The sequence below is a fragment of the Bacterioplanoides sp. genome (assembly GCF_965219715.1).
Lineage (GTDB): Bacteria > Pseudomonadota > Gammaproteobacteria > Pseudomonadales > Oceanobacteraceae > Bacterioplanoides.
The window spans coordinates 2,427,181-2,447,206 of record NZ_OZ244785.1; the positions used below are offsets into that span (position 1 = coordinate 2,427,181).

At 48.3% G+C, this 20,026-nt stretch carries 17 protein-coding genes; 13 read left to right on the forward strand and 4 right to left on the reverse strand.

The features are described from left to right. Positions 1-39: 39 nt before the first annotated feature. Complete coding sequence (rph, locus tag ACOQOZ_RS11490) at positions 40-756, reverse strand: ribonuclease PH (RefSeq protein ID WP_420588306.1); 717 nt, start codon at positions 754-756, stop codon at positions 40-42. 167 nt (positions 757-923) lie between these two features. Between rph and ACOQOZ_RS11495 the strand changes: the two genes are divergently transcribed. The 5 genes from ACOQOZ_RS11495 (at position 924) to ACOQOZ_RS11515 (ending at position 5,163) form a co-directional block, all read left to right on the forward strand. Further along, entirely contained in the window at positions 924-1,802 is an 879-nt protein-coding gene (locus ACOQOZ_RS11495) for a YicC/YloC family endoribonuclease (protein ID WP_420588307.1), read from the forward strand. Between the two features lie 215 nt (positions 1,803-2,017). After that, the gene (locus ACOQOZ_RS11500) at positions 2,018-3,187 is read left to right on the forward strand and encodes a methyl-accepting chemotaxis protein (RefSeq protein WP_420588308.1); all 1,170 of its coding nucleotides are present in this window, start codon (positions 2,018-2,020) and stop codon (positions 3,185-3,187) included. Next, positions 3,184-3,999, forward strand: coding sequence for a nitrate- and nitrite sensing domain-containing protein (locus ACOQOZ_RS11505; protein WP_420588309.1), 816 nt, complete (start codon positions 3,184-3,186; stop codon positions 3,997-3,999). Before ACOQOZ_RS11500 ends, ACOQOZ_RS11505 begins: the two co-directional genes overlap by 4 nt. Positions 4,000-4,120: 121 nt before the next feature. Beyond that, on the forward strand, positions 4,121-4,840 hold the full coding sequence (locus ACOQOZ_RS11510; protein WP_420588310.1) for an AzlC family ABC transporter permease: 720 nt from the start codon (positions 4,121-4,123) through the stop codon (positions 4,838-4,840). Further along, on the forward strand, positions 4,837-5,163 hold the full coding sequence (locus ACOQOZ_RS11515; RefSeq protein ID WP_420588311.1) for a branched-chain amino acid transporter permease: 327 nt from the start codon (positions 4,837-4,839) through the stop codon (positions 5,161-5,163). The genes ACOQOZ_RS11510 and ACOQOZ_RS11515 overlap by 4 nt, the downstream gene beginning before the upstream one ends. On the opposite strand, the gene ACOQOZ_RS11520 is transcribed toward ACOQOZ_RS11515, so the two are convergent. After that, complete coding sequence (locus ACOQOZ_RS11520) at positions 5,160-5,633, reverse strand: very short patch repair endonuclease (protein WP_420588312.1); 474 nt, start codon at positions 5,631-5,633, stop codon at positions 5,160-5,162. The two genes, ACOQOZ_RS11515 and ACOQOZ_RS11520, sit on opposite strands and share 4 nt — an antisense overlap. A 29-nt stretch (positions 5,634-5,662) precedes the next feature. Here ACOQOZ_RS11520 and ACOQOZ_RS11525 point away from each other — a divergent pair, with 29 nt between their 5' ends. Further along, positions 5,663-6,736, forward strand: a complete 1,074-nt coding sequence (locus tag ACOQOZ_RS11525; protein WP_420588313.1) for a DNA cytosine methyltransferase — start codon at positions 5,663-5,665, stop codon at positions 6,734-6,736. A 19-nt stretch (positions 6,737-6,755) separates the two neighbouring features. Next, positions 6,756-7,907 (forward strand): restriction endonuclease, encoded by a 1,152-nt coding sequence (locus ACOQOZ_RS11530; RefSeq protein WP_420588314.1) that lies wholly within the window; start codon positions 6,756-6,758, stop codon positions 7,905-7,907. A gap of 28 nt (positions 7,908-7,935) precedes the next feature. Here ACOQOZ_RS11530 and ACOQOZ_RS11535 read toward each other — a convergent pair whose 3' ends face one another. Beyond that, positions 7,936-9,324, reverse strand: a complete 1,389-nt coding sequence (locus ACOQOZ_RS11535; RefSeq protein ID WP_420588315.1) for a hypothetical protein — start codon at positions 9,322-9,324, stop codon at positions 7,936-7,938. Further along, entirely contained in the window at positions 9,324-11,474 is a 2,151-nt protein-coding gene (locus tag ACOQOZ_RS11540; RefSeq protein ID WP_420588316.1) for an ATP-binding protein, read from the reverse strand. The genes ACOQOZ_RS11535 and ACOQOZ_RS11540 overlap by 1 nt, the downstream gene beginning before the upstream one ends. Before the next feature lie 587 nt (positions 11,475-12,061). Between ACOQOZ_RS11540 and ilvD the strand changes: the two genes are divergently transcribed. The 6 genes from ilvD to ACOQOZ_RS11570 all read left to right on the forward strand — a co-directional run bounded on the left by ilvD (position 12,062) and on the right by ACOQOZ_RS11570 (position 19,842). Beyond that, entirely contained in the window at positions 12,062-13,897 is a 1,836-nt protein-coding gene (gene ilvD / locus ACOQOZ_RS11545; protein ID WP_420588317.1) for a dihydroxy-acid dehydratase, read from the forward strand. Between the two features lie 128 nt (positions 13,898-14,025). Continuing rightward, complete coding sequence (locus tag ACOQOZ_RS11550) at positions 14,026-15,648, forward strand: hypothetical protein (protein WP_420588318.1); 1,623 nt, start codon at positions 14,026-14,028, stop codon at positions 15,646-15,648. Between the two features lie 282 nt (positions 15,649-15,930). Next, a complete protein-coding gene (locus ACOQOZ_RS11555) occupies positions 15,931-17,163 on the forward strand; it encodes a phosphatidylinositol-specific phospholipase C domain-containing protein (RefSeq protein ID WP_420588319.1) in 1,233 nt (410 codons plus the stop codon). 144 nt (positions 17,164-17,307) lie between these two features. Then, positions 17,308-17,553 (forward strand): TIGR02647 family protein, encoded by a 246-nt coding sequence (locus ACOQOZ_RS11560; protein WP_420588320.1) that lies wholly within the window; start codon positions 17,308-17,310, stop codon positions 17,551-17,553. 166 nt (positions 17,554-17,719) lie between these two features. After that, a complete protein-coding gene (locus ACOQOZ_RS11565; protein ID WP_420588321.1) occupies positions 17,720-18,178 on the forward strand; it encodes a hypothetical protein in 459 nt (152 codons plus the stop codon). Positions 18,179-18,186: 8 nt separating this feature from the next. Further along, complete coding sequence (locus tag ACOQOZ_RS11570; protein WP_420588322.1) at positions 18,187-19,842, forward strand: LruC domain-containing protein; 1,656 nt, start codon at positions 18,187-18,189, stop codon at positions 19,840-19,842. Positions 19,843-20,026 lie beyond the last annotated feature (184 nt).

Genomic DNA, 20,026 nt, shown 5'->3' on the forward strand with positions numbered 1-20,026 from the left:
GACAGCGGCTTTTTTGTTTCAGCGAAACAGCGGCAGCGATTAGCTCGCCAGCGCTGCATGCTGAATTTCACACAGTTCGGCGATGCCTTTTTTCGCCAGAGCTAACATGCTGGCCAGCTCATCATCCGAAAACGCTTCCTGTTCTGCGGTGCCCTGAATTTCAACAAAACCACCTTTGGCCGTCATAATGACGTTCAGATCGGTTTCAGCAACGGAGTCTTCCGGGTAATCCAGGTCCAACACTGGCTGACCTTCATAAATACCCACAGATACCGCACCCACCATGCTCTTGATCGGGTTTTCTTTGATACGGCCCTGTTCCAGCAGACCGTTAATGGCATCCGCCAGAGCAACACAAGCGCCGGTGATTGACGCGGTACGGGTACCACCGTCAGCCTGAATCACATCACAATCCAGCTGAATGGTATGCTCGCCCAGTTTTTCCATATCGACAGCAGCGCGCAAACAGCGACCAATCAGACGGCTGATTTCCACCGTACGACCACCTTGCTTACCTTTAGCGGCTTCACGAATCATGCGTGAACCGGTAGAACGCGGCAGCATGCCGTATTCTGCGGTTACCCAGCCACGGCCTTCGCCACGCATAAAACGCGGAACACCGTTATCCACACTGGCAGTACAAATTACTTTGGTGTCGCCAAACTCCACCAGCACCGAACCCTCGGCATGTTTGGTGAAATTGCGGGTAATTTTAACGTCACGTAACTGATCCAGCGCGCGGCCACTTGGTCTCATAGAGATAAGTCCTTCCGGTTTTCTTAAACACAATCAAATAAAGGCGGCAGTATACTCCCGGCGTCAGCCGATAGATAGCAAGCAGATGACAGATAGCGGGCGAAGGTGACAGGCCGTACAATACGATAACTATTTATTCAGTAATCAATTATTTTCGGGATTTATCTATGAGCAACGCCGCCGTGGTTTACAGCATGACCGCCTTCGCCCGCAATTCCAGCGAATGTGAGCATGGCCGTTTTACCTGGGAAATCCGTTCCGTTAACCACCGTTATCTGGAGCCACATTTTCGTCTGCCGGAAGCGTTTCGTGATCTCGAACCTCACCTGCGTGAGCGTCTGAAAAAACAACTCGGCCGTGGCAAGATTGAATGTGCCTTACGCTTCCAGCCAACCCAGGGTAATGCCCAGTTAACCGTGAACAGCGAACTGGTGGAACAACTGAACCACGCAGCGGACCAGGTTCATGCCATCATTGGCCCCGGCAATGCCTTGGATGCCCTACAGATTCTGCAATGGCCGGGTGTATTAGCCAGCGAAGAAGTCGATGGCAAAGCACTACAGGCAGCGGCCCTGCAAGCGTTTGATGCCAGCCTGGCAACGTTAAAAGATACCCGCGCCCGTGAGGGGGCTGATCTGGCAGAGATGATCACCAGCCGTCTGGACAAGATGAACGACATCGTTGCCATCGTTTCCGAACAGATGCCGGAAGCATTAGCAGCCCAGCGTCAGCAGCTGCAAACCAAGCTGGATGAGCTGAGCGGCAATCTGGATAACGACCGGGTGGAACAGGAAATGGTGATGCTGGCCCAAAAAGCCGACGTCGCTGAAGAACTGGATCGGTTAAACACCCACATCAATGAAGTGAAACGTATTCTGACCAGTCGCGAACCTATTGGTCGCCGCCTCGACTTTATGATGCAGGAGCTGAATCGCGAGGCGAACACCCTGTCGTCAAAATCGCTGACGGCGTTAATCACCCAACATGCGGTGGACTTAAAAGTTCTGATCGAACAGATGCGTGAACAGATACAAAACATCGAATAACCACCACTGTTTTCTTCGCTTTTTGCGCATTTCCGGCTGCCCATTTGTCCGCATTGGCAGCCGGATCAATCTCCTAAAATCCCGCTAAACCTTTGTTTTACCGTTATTTTTCACAAACAACGACATCCTGTTACAGGCCGTTGCAATGGCGCCGCCGATCCTTTGTACACTGAATTAATCCGATATCCGACAAGCTCCTCCGGAGCGGAAACATCATGGTTAATTCTGTTCTCTCGCCGGTCTTTTACCCGGCGCAAAAACTCACCAATCTCGCTGGCGAGCAATTGCTACTGATCAGTTGTGTGTCGCTGGTATTACTCAGTCTGTTTTTCGGCCTGCTGTCAGATCTGCCACCGCTGTTGCTGATTTTGCCCGCGCTATTGGCAAGCTATCTGATGACAGGCACCTGGCTGCAAACCCACAAGGAACAACATCAGCTGATCCAGGCGCTGCAGCACATCGACCCACAGCAACTCAGTCATCAGCCGTTATTACTGCACCATCAGCGGTTATCGCCACTGACAGAAACTCTGCAACATCTGTTGCGCGACGTTGAACGTCAGCAGCAACAAACCAACGACCGTCGCGAAGAAATCGCCTTTTCCGCAAGAGAGTTACAGCACCACGCCCATCAGCTGGCCACCAATACCGGGCAGCAATCGCTGGCGGTGGAATCCGGCGCAACGGCTATGGTGGAAATGAGCCAGGGTGTGGAAAACATCGCCACCTTAATTCGTGAAGCCGCTGACATGACAGAAACCGCAAACCAGCTGGCCATCAGTGGTGCCGACGCCGTCAGCTCCGCCGCGAATGACATCAGTTCCATGGAGCAGGAAGCGCAGCACAGTGCCAGCGCCATGCTGCAGCTCAGCGAGCAGTCCAAAGCGATTCACAGCATTACCGATCTGATCCGGGCGATTTCCGAACAGACCAACCTGCTGGCATTAAACGCTGCCATCGAAGCGGCACGGGCCGGAGAACACGGTCGTGGTTTTGCTGTGGTGGCGGACGAAGTGCGTACCCTGGCACAACGCAGCCACGATTCCGCCAATGATATTTCCACCCAGGTGGAGCAGATCAGCAGCGGCATTATTGCCGCCGAACAACAGATCAGCGCCATGCAGGAAAAAACCTCCCGCAGCGTATCGCTGGCACGAAACGCCCGCGAAGCGCTGACCGATATCCAGCAGCAAACCCATCTGCTGAAAGACCATATGATCTCTGTTGCCAGCAACAGCGAGCAGCAAAGTCAGGCCAGCAATGAAGTGTCGCAACGCATTGAAGAAGTACACCTGGCCGCCAACCAGAACAGCGAACAGGCACAACAAACCGCATCGGTTGCCATTCACTTAACTCAGCTGAGCCGCACAGGAGAATCCCGATGAACGACGCACTTATAATCGCCACTGCTGTGTTGCTGCTTTCTCTGGTAGCGATTCTGATACACAAAAACCGTCGGCAACAAATCCGTCAGCGCCAACGTGATGGTGTCGAATTACTGATCCAGCTGCGCACCTTGTTGCAACACACCCAGAAACATCGCGGTGCCAGTTATGGCGCCTTAAACGGCGACCAACAGCTAAAGCAATCTCTCGCGGGTGTCGCTGCCGCGATTAACCAGGCAATTGCACAGGTTGATTGTTTGCCACAGCTCGCCTGTCAGGATCACTGGCTGGCTTACCGCGATCACTGGCAGCGTCTGCACAGCAATAATCTGAAGCTGGAAGCCGAAAATAATCTGCAACAGCACAACCGGTTAATTTCTGTATTGCTGTATTTAATTGAAGACGTGGCGGAGCAGGCCAACCTCGACGAACTGGCCAGCCAAGAAACCGATATTCACAGCCTCACCAGCATCTGGCGCGACCTGCCACGCACCGCAGAACTGGTCGGCCAGGCCCGTGTTTTAGGCTCCGGTATTCTGGCGGAAGGCAAAGCCGGAACCGTGGATAAAATCCGCATGCGCTTTGTCCGCGGCAAATTGCAGGAATACATCGATGCCGAACAAAACAGTGAACAAGCATTGCAGCATTTAGTCAGCGTGATTGATCAGCAGATTCTGGCCGATGGCGCCGCTCAGCAAAACGGCGCTCCTGTACTTAACGCCAACGATTATTTTGAACTCAGCAGCCGGGCGATGGAGCCGTTTTTCGCCAGCATGGACGCAGGTATTGGCCGCCTGAAGCAAATGACCTGAGGCGCGCAGTTTCGCGCCGCTTGTTTACCGGAATATCAGTCTGCCACTAACGCCGAACTTGCTTTCTGACCACCCAGACAACTAATATCCCTATCTGTTTTACTCCTCCGATCCATTGTTCATGTTGTCTTCCTTATCTCCGTTAAATGCACTGGTGCTGCGTTCGTCGCTGCCGGTAATGTTTGGTTATTTACCGCTGGGCGCCGCCTTTGGTGTGTTATTCAGCGAACTTGGCTATCACTGGCTGTGGGCCACGGCGATGGGCCTGTTTATTTACGCCGGTGCCGGGCAGTTTCTGGCGGTGGGCTTATTGGCGAATTCCGCAACTCTGATGGAGATGGCGATTGCCACCTTATTACTGAATTCACGCCATGTGTTTTATGGCTTGTCGGTGATGAGTCATATGAACTCGAAAGGCTGGCGTCGTCTTTATCAGATCTTTGGTTTAACCGATGAAACCTATTCGCTGGTGACGTCAACCCAGGTTCCCGATGGTATTAATCGCAGCCAGTTCCAGTTACGGGTAACCGCCATTCACCAGTTTTATTGGGTGATGGGCTGTACTCTGGGTGCCTGGCTGGGCAGCCAGCTGGAGTTTTCCACCGACGGCATCGCCTTTGTATTACCGGCGTTATTTATGGTGTTAACCATTGAGCAATTTAAACACCTGAAGGACGTTCGTCCGTTTCTGGTCGCGCTGGTGATTGGTGTTGGTACTCTGGTGCTGATCAGCCGTGAACATATGTTGCTGATCGCTATTCTGCTCAGCCTCAGTGTATTAATGATGCAATACGCAACACGTGCCCGAACCGGCTCCGCCCGCGTGGAGGTGGAGTCATGAACGAATTCTGGTATCTCACCAGTGTGATTGCCGTGTTAGCCGGCGTAACTTTCTTCACCCGGGTATTGCCCTTTGTACTGCTGTATAAAGTGGCCGACCATCCGCTGCTGACTCATTTAGGTCGCTTTTTACCGGCCATGGTGATGGTGTTATTGGTGGTGTATTCGTTTAAAAACGACGCGGCGATTTCGCTGGAGTTCGCCCCGGAGATGGGTTGTTTGTTGTTGGTTGCCGCGTTGCACCTGGCGTTCCGCCAATCGCTGCTAAGCATTGTTGGCGGTACGGCGGTTTATATGGTGTTGGTGCAGATGGGGTTAGGTTAAGGCAGGCCTTCAATTTCTCGCGAATCAGATTCAGACTTTAACCAGCTCTCTACCTGATCCAGAGCTTCATTCAAAGGTAAGCGATGCTTGCCTTTGATTGCACATTCCCAGACAACTAAAGTCCGCCAACCCTGCTCCTGAAGTGCTCTGAGCTGCCTTTGGTCACGCGCCTGATTACCTTCAAGCTTCTCCTTCCACCACTCTGCTCTCGTGGATGGCCATTTAAACAAAGGACATCCATGCAGGTGCCAGAAGCAGCCATGAACGAATATGACTGCTTTGTATTTCTTCAACACCAGATCCGGTTTGCCGGGAAGCTTCCTATCATTCAGGCGATAACGGTAGCCACGGGCGAACAGCTCTTTTCGAAGCAATACCTCGGGCTTAGTGTTTTTGCCGCGAATCGCCGCCATATTGCGGCTGCGTGTGGCTTTGTCGTGAACGTCAGTCATCTCAGAATGAAACAGCATTTTACCGACACGGTATACTGCCAAAGTCCGTGTCATTCGCGGCCAATATTCGATTGATAAAGAAATCAGATAGCAAACCTGGTAGTATTCGCCGCGATGGGAATTGGGGCAGTATTACAATGATAAAATTTGTGGATTTATTCTGTGGCGGCGGATTTGGTGGCCGCGGCGCAGTCACCGCAGGAGCGGAACCGATACTTGCCGTCGACGCCTGGAAGCTTGCTACTGAAACGTATAAAAGCAACTTCCCGGGTGCCGAAGTTATATGCTCACCAATCGAAGATCTTGATCCTCAGGAATTGGCAAAAGATTTTCTGCCAGATGTATTGCTGACATCTCCTGAGTGCACATCCCACTCTATTGCCCGGGGCTCAAAGCCCGGCAGTGAAAAAAGCAAAGAGACAGCTATTGGTATCGTTCCATGGGTAGAAGCAATGAGACCCCGCTGGCTTATTGTTGAAAATGTTAATAGAATGAAGAGCTGGGGCAGGCATGGCGAGCTGATCGAGACAATCGAATCTTACGGCTATCGGGTAAATGATTTGCTGTTAAATGCAGCAGATTTTGGAGCGCCTCAAGCCCGCAAACGTATGTTCCTGGTTTGCGATCTTGAAGGGAGCAAAATTACTCGCGAAGATCTGTTAAAGCTTCACAATCGAAAAAACAGAGACGCTCGTTCAATTATCGATTGGACTGGTCAGTACGAAAGCACTCCGCTTTATAAAGAAGGCAGGGCTCAGGCAACCATCGATCGTGCAGAACGTGCAATGAAAGAGCTGGGAAGAGGTAAAGATTTTATTATCGTTTACTACAGCTCAGATTATGCCGGAGGCTGGCAATCTCTAGATGCCCCACTTCGCACAATCACTACGGTCGACCGATTTGGCTTAGTTACCTGGAAAGGCAAAACGCCATATTTGCGTATGCTACAACCACCAGAGCTGATGAAAGCAATGGGCACAGGGCCAAAACATAAGCTTCCCCATGGCAATCGACGTGACAAAGTAAAATTATGCGGTAACGGTGTTTGCTCACCAGTATTGGAAATTATCTTCAAGAAAATTATTCAGACTGAAAGTGAGGCAGTAAAAATCGCATCCTGAATAAGGTTTCTCGCAGTAAATGGATTTATCAAGCTGTAATCTGTTAATAGACGAAATCTACGGAGGCTCACGCAACGGCAATGCCTCCGATGATCCACTCCCAAAATTACTCGGTGTTGATAATGGTGCGGGCTTCCGGCACCTGGGCAAACGCCCCGAAGTAAATACGCTCAACCTTCTCGTATTAAAAACAAACTTTAATGACCCCGACTGGCCTGACTCTCTTGATACGGAAACAGGTGCTTTCACTTATTACGGTGATAATAAGAAAGTTAAAGAGATTCATGATACACCCCGTCAGGGCAACTTAATGCTACGCAACCTGTTTGATACACGTCATTCAGATACGGAGTTTGATCACTTCCCCGTTATTCTTTTATTTGGCGGCACTGGTATTTACCGGGACGTACGTTTCCTGGGATTAGCTGTTCCCGGCGCTCAGATTCTCGGGCCAGATGAAGACTTAGTGGCGATCTGGAGAGCTAAAGGAGCAGATAACAGACGTTTTCAGAACTATAAATCGACGTTTACGGTACTGGATGTTCCGGAGATAAAACGCGAGTGGCTAAACGATATAAAAGAAGGGAAAACAGTATCATCTCCACATGCCCCAAAAGTTTGGCTGGATTGGGTTAAAAGCCGGAAATACTCACCTCTCCAGGCAACGCACAGCCTTGAAATCCGGACAAAAGATCAGCAACTTCCACAAACGCCTGAAGATCAGAAAGTTCTCGATCTGATCTACGAAACGTATAAAGAAAACCCGCACGGGTTCGAAAAGTGCGCTGTAGAAATCGCCAGATTAATGATGCCGAATATAAAGGAATGTGATGTAACAAGGCCATGGCGTGATGGCGGTCGTGATGCTACCGGGAGCTACCGTCTTGGTGAAGGAGTCTGCGGCATTGATGTTGAATTAGCCCTTGAAGCTAAGTGTTATAAAAGCAATTCAGGCGTAGGAGTTAAAGAGCTATCACGACTGATATCCCGCTTACGTCACAGGCAGTTCGGGATTCTGGTCACAACATCATATTTAGGAAATCAGGCATACCATGAATTGAAAGAGGATGGTCATCCGGTGGTAGTTATTTCAGCAAGCGACATTGCCGCTTTATTGAAGAAGCGGATAGGGTCGCTATCCGCTATTGAACGCTGGCTACAGAGAGTGTAATTGGATTACCGATCTATAAATACCTTACCTATTCTTCTAGAACTGGATCATCGTGAAAACTCATCACACCCAATCGAGATGAGTAGTTAGCATTTCTTGAATTAATTGATGCTATCACTTGATCTCTCAAACGGAGCAGGGGCCTTCCGAACCATTTGTGATCTTCTGGTTGAGCTCCTACTTGATATTTAAAACTAAACTTTAGTATATAAGGTTTCCCTTTATAGTTAACAATAGGGAGTCGATATATTCCGTCATGGGCTTCTTTGTATGTATCTTGGAACTTAAACCTCGCAAAAGATTTCAATTCTTCAGGTATAAGTATCCCTAGAATATATCGAGGAAGCTTCACTTTTCGCTGAGCGTAATCACATGCCGCAGAACTCTCAAGAAACCCAACAACACAATTTTGGAATGATGCACTATAATTGTCCTTATCCTCTTGCTTAGACTTTTTTCCTATTGGTCGAATGAACTCTTGATTGACTATATCAGTAATATTATTACCAAACCTTTTTTGAAATTTTTCCAAGTTATCTTTGTCGCTTAAATAAGATAAATTTAACTCTAGAAAAACTCCTCGAGAATCACGACTAAAGTTATCCTCAACCTCTTCAACACTATAGAACGTATTAAGAGTTGATTTAATTTCTTGATCAAGGCTAATTCTTCCACCAACTTTAGTTAGAGCATCCTTCCATAAACTGACATTATTTTTTTGAGATCTCAAATGATCTTCTACAATTGGGAAAAGCCCCGACTCTACAGCAACAGAAGGTTCCTCAAGTGCATTTTTTGCACCTAACGACTCATTTGCGATTGCACTCATTAACATATCAAATGCTTCACCCTGCTTTTCAACAGTAGTAAATTCTTCACGCGGTCGAGATAGTCGATATAAATTATCCACCGCTGCATTGGCAGACTCTGTTACTTTCTTCTCCCACTTTATAATCGCATTTAAAAGTGGACTACTTGATATCTCCTCAATCAAACGCTCTTTCAATCCGTCAGGATCTGTTAGAAATTTTGTTTTTGATATTGCAACACAGCGTAGTGGCAGGTTTATTTTATTACTATATCTCGATTCCAAAAGTTCCATGACCTCAGCAACCTTGTCCTCGATCTTTGACCATATACACAGGATATAAGGGCCAGTTAAAGGCAAAGATTTGAGCATTTCTCCTAATGGTCCGACTAACTGAGGAGCTTCGACAGATTGTGATTCCGTTAAATTTAGATCAGAGATCACGACTCTTATGCCTGAGCACTCTTCAAAGTTTACATCATCGATCCCAGAAACCTCATCATAAACCACAGGAAAGCAGCTTAACCCTGCTGAAAACAGCCCTTCTTTTAATTGCTCAAGCTCTTTAGGGTTATCATCTACAGCAACAATCCCAGGAACAATAAACATTAATCCTTTACTCCTTTAAATATAAGTACAACAGCAGCGCCTGAATATGCTGGTGGTAGCTCCAAATCCTCCCCCGAAGTAATCAGAAGCCTCCCCCCAATTGTCTCCATAACCTTATCAGAGTAGTACAAACCAACTCCCATTCCTGCGGGCCTAGTTGTACGAAAAGGCTTAACAGCTTCTTCGGGAGATATCTCAAAACCTGGGCCATTATCTACAACAACAAGCGCAGGCCCCTCTTTAAACCAATCAAGCAATGTAAATATACGAATAGCAGGTTTGTACTCCGTTACTTCTTTCTCTAACTTATACTTCGTCCAATGAATAGAATTATCTATTAAGTTAGTTAAGCAAGCCTGAAGCAATCCAAATGGAGCACGAATTTTAAAATCTTCGCATTCTGAAGTATCAATAGGATTAGAAATTGTTACATTATGATGATTGAACCTATGCTCCGAAAGAGCGACAACTCTTGAAACAAGTTTGCTAATTGAGAATTTCTTTTGTTCATTCTTACGAAGCAAGGGAGCAAAGCCTTCTAACAAGCTAGCCAGATGACTTGATTGAATCAGTAAATTTTCACGTGGCTCTTTATTCTTAATTGCCTGATTTAAGTCGTCAATTCCTCTCTCAACTTCATGAAAAATTACAGCAAGATTAATACCCGCAATCCCAGATGTAAGAGTTACATCCCTCATCTGCATATAATCAGCTTCAATTTGATCGACCTTACCTCCGATTTCTTTCTCTAGCCCGTGCTTTTTTAGGCTCTTTCTAATAGCGCCTAAATTATCTGAAAACTTAGATGCTGGATCAGGCTTAGATTGTTCAGAAATTCCCTTTAAATAGTCAGTCACTCTCTCCCTATCAACATCGTGTAATTCATAAAATTTGTCTACGGCACTGCCTACTATCCATTTGAATCGCTGATACACTAAGTTATTGTCAAAACCCTCCCTATTAGTCTTTTCCTTTAACCCAAAACTTTGTTCAAGGTCTAAGGATACATTTGCAATAACCATATTCGTGCCAACTTTCTTTCCTGGCCTATTAATCCTAGACAGGTTTAGATCCAGCCAATCATCATATTTCTCACCATAGTTAAAAACTCGAATTCCATCTCGATAAATCCTGACTCCAGATTGCTCATCCAAATAATCTTTAACAGTTTGATATGATCCAGTTGCATTTAGCACTTTTCGATCTCTGAGGTATATAAAAAAGCTCCCTTCTATAGAACCAATACCATCGAGATCTGAAGACCTCACAAACAGTTTATCATCGTCAGATTTCCTACGTAATTTCTTCCTATTCTTATTAGGTTCCGTCAATTCCAATCTATCGTCACTAGAAACTATTTCTCGAGCTGACAATTCCTTAAATAGAGACGGGGGTGTAAAGCAATACTCATAAGAGAAACAGCCATCTTTATCTAACTTGAAATCAAACTTCCAGATTGAACGCTCTAGAATATCACCAGCCTCAAGGGTATCCTGAATATCCTTTTCATGGCCTGGAATAAATAAGTTAACATCAAAATCTGATACACCATCGAATGGTGAAACCAAGCTTGTTAGCAAACGTTTTAATCTTCTAAATTCCCCTCTAGACCAGTTATCATTAACCAAATTGGTGATTTCAATCCTGGTACCTGTTTTTTTCTGTTTAAAAAACTTAGGAGTTTCAAGTTCTGATATTTTTACTTTAGTATCTTGAATGTACTGAGCATTATCGATTAAAGAGGGCCAATTAATCTTAATTTCAATTTCACACTTATCTTTCGAACGAGTATTGATTTTCAAATCGTTCCCAAGCTTGTGCACCGCTAATCGGCCAACGCCTTTTTCACCAAGCGGTAAACGACCATATTTTTTAGTACGTTCTCGATTACTTCCCCTTTTACTATTGGTACCAATCTCCATCCATTTATTCAAAATGGTTTCTGTATCCATACCATCGCCATTGAAGTCTTGTACTACAATTTTCGGCTGGCCCGAATGTAAATCTAACGTTACATCAACGCGGTCTGCATCAGCATCGTAGGCATTCTTAACTAATTCAAAAATTGCTAACCGATCATCACCTATCAATTCATCTCCTAACAATTTGAGGAGATGCGCTCGAGCTTTAAACGCCACTGGCTTTGTCATAACTTTCCCTTATAGCCTCTTTGTACATTCAGAGAAATGTGCTCCGCCATACTACCCTGTCGCACCTATCGAGTATCCACCTGCTGAATATAAATCGTCTCAATATGACCAACAATGATTATAATTGACACATAGATCAATTTCAAAACACAACTTCCCCTCACCTTACCCACAAAGTTTTCCACAACACTGTTAAAATCCACAGTACTTTTCCCTCTTGACTTATACCCTCTGACCACTCTCTCCAAGCCACTGAAAAATTTGAAGAAAACCCTTGCCAGTACTGGCTTTTTATGGATTTCAGCGGCGTTCAAACAAACGTTTATTTTTTCACCAATTTAACAACCTGGCGCATGTAGTCTGGGCTAGCGACGTTTGCCCCAAAGTTATTCCCAATTTTATCCACAGAAATACGGGATAACTGTGAGTTTTCCTCTTCAAGGTTGCTGCGGTTATCCCGTAACGACCTGAGGGATATACAGTTTTCGACACTTTTGGTTCGTACGCGCGTGGCGACAGCAACACGTACGTGCTGATACAATGCCAGCCAGTATTCTTAGCTAATGATTTGATGACGAGAGACTCCCATGCCTGAGTATCGCTCCAAGACTTCTACCGGCGGTCGTAATATGGCCGGTGCCCGTGCGCTGTGGCGTGCAACCGGAATGAAAGATGATGACTTTTCCAAGCCGATTATTGCCGTTGCTAACTCCTTCACCCAGTTTGTTCCGGGTCACGTTCACCTGAAGGATATGGGTCAGTTAGTTGCCCGTGAGATTGAAAAAGCCGGTGGTGTAGCAAAAGAATTCAATACCATTGCGGTGGATGATGGCATCGCGATGGGCCACGACGGCATGCTGTACAGCCTGCCAAGCCGTGAAGTCATTGCCGATTCGGTGGAATACATGGTGAACGCACACTGCGCCGATGCCATTGTGTGTATCTCTAACTGTGACAAGATCACCCCGGGAATGCTGCTGGCATCATTACGCCTGAACATCCCTGTGATCTTCGTTTCCGGCGGCCCAATGGAAGCTGGTAAAACCAAGCTGTCTGAGCACAAGCTGGATCTGGTTGATGCCATGGTTATCGCCGCAGACGATGATGCGTCTGACGAGAAAGTCGCTGAATACGAGCGTAGCGCCTGCCCTACCTGTGGTTCTTGCTCCGGTATGTTCACCGCGAACTCGATGAACTGTTTAACCGAAGCGTTAGGTCTGGCATTGCCAGGTAACGGTTCGACTCTGGCGACCCACGCTGATCGTGAAAACCTGTTCTTAGAAGCCGGTCGTCGCATCGTTGAGAACGCCAAGCGTTATTACGAGCAAGACGATGAGTCGGTTCTGCCACGTTCTATCGCCAGCTTTAAAGCGTTCGAAAACGCCATGACGCTGGATATCGTGATGGGTGGTTCCACCAACACCATCCTGCACTTACTGGCAGCCGCTCAGGAAGCAGAACTGGACTTCGACCTGAAAGACATCGACCGTCTGTCTCGTGTTGTTCCTCAGTTATGTAAAGTGGCGCCAAACTCGCCGCTGTACCACATGGAAGACGTTCACCGCGCCGGTGGCATCATGGGTATTCTGGGTGAAATCGATCGCGCTGGTTTATTACACAATGAACTGCCAACGGTTCACTCCAAAACCATGAAAGAAGCGCTGGATAAGTGGGACATCATGCGTAACCCGTCGCCAGAAGTGATCGAGTTCTTCCGCGCCGGCCCTGCTGGTATTCCAACCCAAACCGCATTCAGTCAGAGCACCCGTTACCCAACGGTTGATGGCGACCGTGAAAATGGTTGTATCCGTTCTATTGAACACGCCTATTCTAAAGAAGGCGGCCTGGCGGTTCTGTACGGCAACATCGCGTTAGACGGCTGTGTGGTTAAAACCGCCGGTGTGGATGAGTCAATTCTGGTATTCCACGGTAAAGCCAAGATCTTTGAATCTCAGGACAGCGCCGTAGCTGGCATCCTGGCGGATGAAGTGAAAGAAGGCGATATCGTGATTATCCGTTACGAAGGACCAAAAGGTGGCCCGGGCATGCAGGAGATGTTGTACCCAACGTCTTACCTGAAATCCAAAGGCCTGGGTAAAGCCTGTGCCCTGTTAACCGACGGTCGTTTCTCCGGTGGTACTTCCGGCCTATCGATTGGTCACTGTTCTCCGGAAGCCGCTTCCGGTGGTGCCATTGGTCTGCTGGAAGAAGGTGATGACATCATCATCGATATCCCGAACCGCAGCATCAATGTACAGCTGAGTGACGAAGAATTAGCGACTCGTCGCACCGCTCGCGATGCTAAAGGCTGGAAGCCTGCCGAAGAACGTCCACGTAAGGTGAGCACGGCGCTGAAGGTATACGCCAAATTTGCCACTTCTGCTGATAAAGGTGCTGTTCGCGATAAGTCCCTGCTGGATTAATCACGCCATCTTGATAAACTAGCCGCTCCAATTTTCTACGATTGGCGCGGCTTTGTTTTATCAGGGAGATGATTGTGCCGTTTCCTCCCTTAGCCCCCGCCTTTCATCATTCAATTCAGGGATTTGATATGTTCCGCCATAATTTTCTGCTTGCAGCGATGTTAGCTGCAACACTGGCAACCACCGGCTGTGCCAGTAAAAAACTCGCCAATCAGGATGCCTTCGATTCACTGGCAACCGCCAAAGCTGAACAGTTTGCCGGTGACAGCGAAAAAGCCTTAGATAACGCCGAACAAGCTTACAAAAGCGCCAAAGATGCCGAGCTGGATTTCTACGCACCATTACATATGGAACAACTGCGCGACGCGTTAAAACAGGCCCGTGCACTGGAGCTGGAAGGCAAAACCACAGAAACCGTTAAGGTGTCGGCCAAAGTCGTTACCCTGTACGAAGGTGGCCTGCAGAACAAACAAAAAGCCGAAGGCCAACTACCGGCCCTGATTCAGCAAAAAGCCACACTGGATGAGATTAAAGCCAACAACGTGTTGCCAGGTGAATACAAGACGGCGATGGATGACTTTAAAGAGCTGATCAGCCTGATCGAAACCGGTGATGAAGCCAAAGCCGCAAAAGACTCAGAAGCCGTATTAAAAGACCTGCAGGCGATCGAACTGGACGTCATGCTGACTCAACACTGGCAGCCAGCCAAAAAGACACTGGATAAAGCGGAAAAAGAAGACGCCGACTCCAACGCCACCAAAACCTTCGAATACGCCGAGAACCTGGTGCAGAACGCCGAGCGCATTATTCGCCAGAGCTACACCGACCGCGAACTGGTGGAAAAAACCGGTAAAGACGCTTTACGTGCGGCCCAGCACGCGCTGTTTATCGGACGTGAAGTTGCCACCCTGGTGAGCATGAACAAGGCCCAGGCAGAAACGGTCGCGCTGCAGTTTGAAGATTATCTCGGTCAGATTGGCAGTGCTATTAAAGCCGACGATGTGCGTCATATGTCGCTGCAGGATCAGACCCTGGCACTGAAGCAATTTGCCGAAGAACAGAACGCCCGAGTTGCCGCGCAATACAAACAACAGATCGCTAACCTGAATGCTCAGATTGAGCAGATCACCAACGATCAGATTGCCGCTAATGAAAAAGCCGCCGCAGAGAAAGCCCAGCTGGAACTGGAAAAGTCAGCCACTCAGCAACCGGCCAATATCTCTATTACCGTAAACCAGCCTGCCCAAACGGCAGCCAATGGCCAGGTTCCGGCAGCGACCGCTGCGCAGCAACCAGCTGTTGTACCGGCACCAGCACCAGCTCAATTACAACAGCCAGCCGTGGCGCAGCAGCCGGTTAGTGCTCCGCAACAAACGCCCGTAGCAACTCAGGTTACTCCAGCTCAACAACCGATTGCTCAGCAGCCTGTCGCTCAGCCAGTTGTACAACAACCAGCAGTTCAGCCCGTTGCCCAGCCCTCTGTTCAACAACAGCCGCAGGTTGCAGAACAAGTTACCGAGCAAACCGCAGCAGCACCTCAGCCTGCTCCAACTCAGCAGCCTGCAGCTCAACAGCCAGTTGTGCAGCAGACCGCAGTACAACAACCAACAGTACAACAACCTGCGGCTCAACAGGCTCCGGCCAGCCAGCCGCAACCGGCACCACAGCCTGCTGCACAGCAGCCAGTGGTACAGAGCCAGCCGGAAGCTTCGATCATTGTTCCAGGTCAGACCACGGCCGAAGCGAACTGATCACTTTCCGGTGACCACAAAAAAGCCTGCAATTGCAGGCTTTTTTTTGTTTTGTAACTAACTCAAAACTCAGTTTTGTCGCAATTTCCGGGTTTTATGAGCCATTAAGTCAGATTCTGAATCAATCGGTGAACTTTTCGAGCCAATACAAAAGTGCGACTTTACTCACATTCCTGCCATCGGGTAAAACGAACGTGCAGTTACCTTAACAGGCACTAATAAAAATTAATAATAACAATAATAATAAGCCGATCCACGGCATAGCCACTACAGGATAATTTCATGAATCTGACTAAGTCCATCGCAATTGCGGCAGGTCTGCTGGCCTCTGCTTCCGGTTTCGCCATGAGCTCCAAGCCTTCTGCGCCACCACCGGATCCGATCAAAGATTTCCAGAACAGCTGGGCCGGTAAAGCACTGGCACATCAGCGTAATCTGGATGTGAACAGCCCGATGATCGACAACAACATTCTCGGTTCCCACAACACCTATAACTCGGAAGCGTATCGCAACGCCACACGTTATCTGGATCCACAACAGAAACATTCGATCTACGACCAGCTGCGTTTAGGCGCACGTTTTATCGAACTGGATGCTCACTGGACAGCACAAACCCACGGTGCCAAGTTCTGGGAATGGGGTCCGGATCTGCTGCTGTGTCACTCCGGTATTGGTAAATCCGTTGGTGACCTGCACGTTGGTTGTAGCCTGACAGATCGTTTCGTAAAAGACGGTCTGCAGGAAGTACGTAACTGGCTGAACGAAAACCCGAATGAAGTGATTATTCTGTATTTTGAAGATCACACCGATGGCCATCATCAGGAACTGTTAAACGTTATTAACGATAAACTGTCCGGCAAAATTTACGCCTCTAACGGCTGTAAAAACATTCCCGACAGCCTGACCAAAGCGCAGGTGCGTGCTGCTGGTAAACAGATTGTGCTGTGGAAAGACGGCGGCTGTTCCGGTAACACCGGCATGAAAAATCTGGCCTTCACCGGCTTAGGCAAAATCGACCGTATCTGGGAAGACCGTACAGCGGTAGGTGCTATTGGTGCCTTCTTCACCGGCGGTAAAGTGAAAAAGATTGAAGCAGCGGATGTTACTCAGGCGTTTAAGAACGGCGGCAACATCGTCAATCTGGATGATATGACCTATAACGATGGCCGCATCGAAGCCGCTATCTGGTCATGGGACAGAAATGAGCCGAACAACTGGGGCGGCAATCAGGACTGTGCTGTTCAGTGGGGCAATGGTCGCTGGGATGACGCAGGTTGTGGTTCAAGCCATCACTTCGCCTGTAAGAGCAATTCTGACGGCAGCTGGAACATCTCTACCTATAAAGGTCAGTGGACCGGCGGCGCTCAGGCTTGTGCCCAGTTAGGCAACTATAAGTTTGCGGCACCAACCAACAGCAAAGATAACGAAGCGCTGAAAGCGGCGAAAGGTGGTATCACTCACGTTTGGCTGAACGCTTCTGACCGCAGCAATGAAGGTACCTGGGTGGTTCATTAAACAACCCGTTAAAACCTGAATAAAAAAGCCGGTTATGACCTGAGTCATAACCGGCTTTTTTTATGCCTTGCTGGCCCGCTTTTTCGTTGCTGCACCGGGCAGGCCGGAGTAGTCTGGATATTCCCACTAAAAAAGGAAGTTGCTATGCCCTATCGCGCTGACATTGTTGATGAACTGAACCTGCTGGTGAAGTTTGATCGTCACTCCAGTATGCAAACCGGTATTAAAGTGCATCACGACGCCGCACCGGAAATGGTTGCTGCGGCCAAACGTTTATTTGATAAAGGTCTGACGACTCAAACCGACGGCGGCTATTTAACCGACCGTGGTGTAGAACTGGCCGAACGCGCACATGAGCTGGTCAGTGCGCTGGATATTGTCCCCGCCTGATTCTTCCTTTGCATTCTGCAGACAGCGCCGCTGCAATTGCAGAATGCAATCTCAAAATTGCTACACAACGCCTGAAAATCTCTCCTTTCCCTTATAAATCAGCGACTTAAAAAACTGGTACGAAGCCTGCAAAAACCACAACAGAGTTCCTCGTCGGAGATTGGTTGTGAAATTCAGAAACGCTCCCCTACTGATTTGCAGCGCTGCTTTATTACTTAGCGGCTGTGGTGAAGATTCCGCTAAATCGGATGCCACTGATAAAAACGCCACCCAGCAAACCAAGCCATTGGTGGTGCCTGACGGCTTTGATTACAACATGAACCGCGATATCACGTTGCGGGTTCAGGTACTTGACCACAACGGTAACCCGGGAAAACAGGTGGGCGTTCAGGTTTACCAGCCTGACAATTTCAAACTGTCGGAAGCGGACCAGGCAACACCGGCGGCGGCACCGTTACCGGATTTAATCAGTCGTGGTCAAACCGATAGTCAGGGTTTTTTCGAACAGCAGATTCGCCTGCCAGGCCATCTGACTCATTTAAAAGTTCAGGTATCTCAGCTTGGCATTCATAACGTCGCCGAGCTGGAAATAAATACCGACACCATTTTCCACGAATTTAAGTGAGGTTGGCCATGACCATGTTTAAACCATCTGCAAAACAATTATGCCCGGCATTATTAGCGGCCAGCCTGTCGCTGACAGCAACTAACAGTCAGGCCTGGACGTATGCACTGGGTGACTACAACAGCAATTACAGTTATGGCGGTATTCCGTTAAGCATGGCGGATGACGTGGCTGTGTCATCGGATTTATTAAATAAAATATCCACCGCATTGCCAGAAAGCCGTAACGTTACTCTGACCAATCCGGATTACATCACCAACGATGCCGGGGCGAACATTACGGTCAAAGAGACCGGTGAAGTTTTTGTCACCTTTTTACATGAAGGTGCAGGCTACCGTAACGGTTTTGGTTATTTTACTTACACCGGTGACGAGCCCACCAGCCGCGATGACATTAACGAAATTGTGTTAATTCCTAACGCTTCTTTCTTCAACAGCGGCGGCGACAGCAACGGTATGCGCGTTGGTGATACCGTCAGTCTGGGTACCCACACGGCCGGTACTAAAATTGGTTTCTTCGTCATAGCGAACGGCTTTTATCCTAACTACGGTATTAAACCGTGGCAAAGTGATGACTGGGTGTTCTACACAGTTAAAGATTTAAATGCCGAAAATGACGATGAATTAAAAGCCCACACCGTGATGCTGTACGACGATGAAAGCGGCAACATCGTATTGGGCCTGGAAGATATTCTGCGCACCAACGCCGGTTGTGACCACGACTTTAACGACGTGATTTTTATGGTGTCGGCCAATCCGTCTACCGCCATCGACAATACCAATATGACCATTCTTCCTGAAAATCTGGATACCGATGGCGACGGTGTTCTGGATGCTAACGACGATTACCCCAACGACAGCGAACGTGCCTTTGATGTTTATTATCCCAGTGAAGAAGGTCAGGGAACCCTGGCATTCGAAGATAACTGGCCGGTAGAAGGCGATTACGATTTAAACGATCTGGTGGTGAAATACCGCTACAAAGAAACCCGTAATAGCTTAGGCCGTATTAAAGACATTAACGTTGATTACACCTTTACCGCCCGGGGTGCATCACGTGCCAACGGTTTTGCCATGGCGCTGAATAATATTCTGGCAACCACCAATTACACCGCCAGTCGCACAGTTAATGGTGGCGACAGCGAAACCATCGTCAGTGATGAGCAAAGCTCGCACCTCAACTTTGTGGTGGTGGAAAACACTGAAACTCTGATGCCAACACCGGCTGGATGTCAGTTCTACAATACCGACTCCGACTGTCCGACCAGCCCGGAAATACCGGCAACATTGAGCATTACTTTTGATGCGGCGAAAACCCGCAGCCAGACCGGCAACGCACCGTACAATCCGTATATTTTTGCGACCTTCGACCGTGGCCGTGAAGTGCACCTGCCAAACCATCGTCCGTCCGCCCGGGCTGACCAGAACCGCTTCGGCAGTGGCGACGACGACTCGAATTTATTCGACTTCAGCAAAACCTATGAAACGGCGACCAATCTGCCATGGGCACTGAACATGCCATACAGCTGGCTGCACCCAACCTCCGGCGACAACATTGTTAATGTATACAACGATTATCGCCAATGGGCAGAGAGTGGCGGCTTAACCTCGACCGACTGGTACACCAAAAACTACAACTCCAACCGGGTATACATAGGCGAGTAATAAACAGCATAAAAGATTAAAACTGCACCCTCTGGTTCACCGCCTGCTTCCGGGAAGGAAGCACCAAGGCGGTGTTTTTTTATCTGATGATCACCTTGCACTGACAACAACAGCTCAATCCAAACACCAGCCCCTCTATTCCAAACACCTAAAGCCCAGACGCCCATATTCCAGGCATAAAAAA

Coding starts and splice junctions, on each gene's coding strand:
- ACOQOZ_RS11570 (WP_420588322.1), top strand. CDS start 18,187: ATGACCATGTTTAAACCATCTGCAAAACAATTATGCCCGGCATTATTA.
- ACOQOZ_RS11500 (WP_420588308.1), top strand. CDS start 2,018: ATGGTTAATTCTGTTCTCTCGCCGGTCTTTTACCCGGCGCAAAAACTC.
- ACOQOZ_RS11495 (WP_420588307.1), top strand. CDS start 924: ATGAGCAACGCCGCCGTGGTTTACAGCATGACCGCCTTCGCCCGCAAT.
- ACOQOZ_RS11560 (WP_420588320.1), top strand. CDS start 17,308: ATGCCCTATCGCGCTGACATTGTTGATGAACTGAACCTGCTGGTGAAG.
- rph (WP_420588306.1), bottom strand. CDS start 756: ATGAGACCAAGTGGCCGCGCGCTGGATCAGTTACGTGACGTTAAAATT.
- ACOQOZ_RS11505 (WP_420588309.1), top strand. CDS start 3,184: ATGAACGACGCACTTATAATCGCCACTGCTGTGTTGCTGCTTTCTCTG.
- ilvD (WP_420588317.1), top strand. CDS start 12,062: ATGCCTGAGTATCGCTCCAAGACTTCTACCGGCGGTCGTAATATGGCC.
- ACOQOZ_RS11530 (WP_420588314.1), top strand. CDS start 6,756: ATGGATTTATCAAGCTGTAATCTGTTAATAGACGAAATCTACGGAGGC.
- ACOQOZ_RS11550 (WP_420588318.1), top strand. CDS start 14,026: ATGTTCCGCCATAATTTTCTGCTTGCAGCGATGTTAGCTGCAACACTG.
- ACOQOZ_RS11535 (WP_420588315.1), bottom strand. CDS start 9,324: ATGTTTATTGTTCCTGGGATTGTTGCTGTAGATGATAACCCTAAAGAG.
- ACOQOZ_RS11540 (WP_420588316.1), bottom strand. CDS start 11,474: ATGACAAAGCCAGTGGCGTTTAAAGCTCGAGCGCATCTCCTCAAATTG.
- ACOQOZ_RS11555 (WP_420588319.1), top strand. CDS start 15,931: ATGAATCTGACTAAGTCCATCGCAATTGCGGCAGGTCTGCTGGCCTCT.
- ACOQOZ_RS11510 (WP_420588310.1), top strand. CDS start 4,121: ATGTTGTCTTCCTTATCTCCGTTAAATGCACTGGTGCTGCGTTCGTCG.
- ACOQOZ_RS11515 (WP_420588311.1), top strand. CDS start 4,837: ATGAACGAATTCTGGTATCTCACCAGTGTGATTGCCGTGTTAGCCGGC.
- ACOQOZ_RS11520 (WP_420588312.1), bottom strand. CDS start 5,633: ATGCTGTTTCATTCTGAGATGACTGACGTTCACGACAAAGCCACACGC.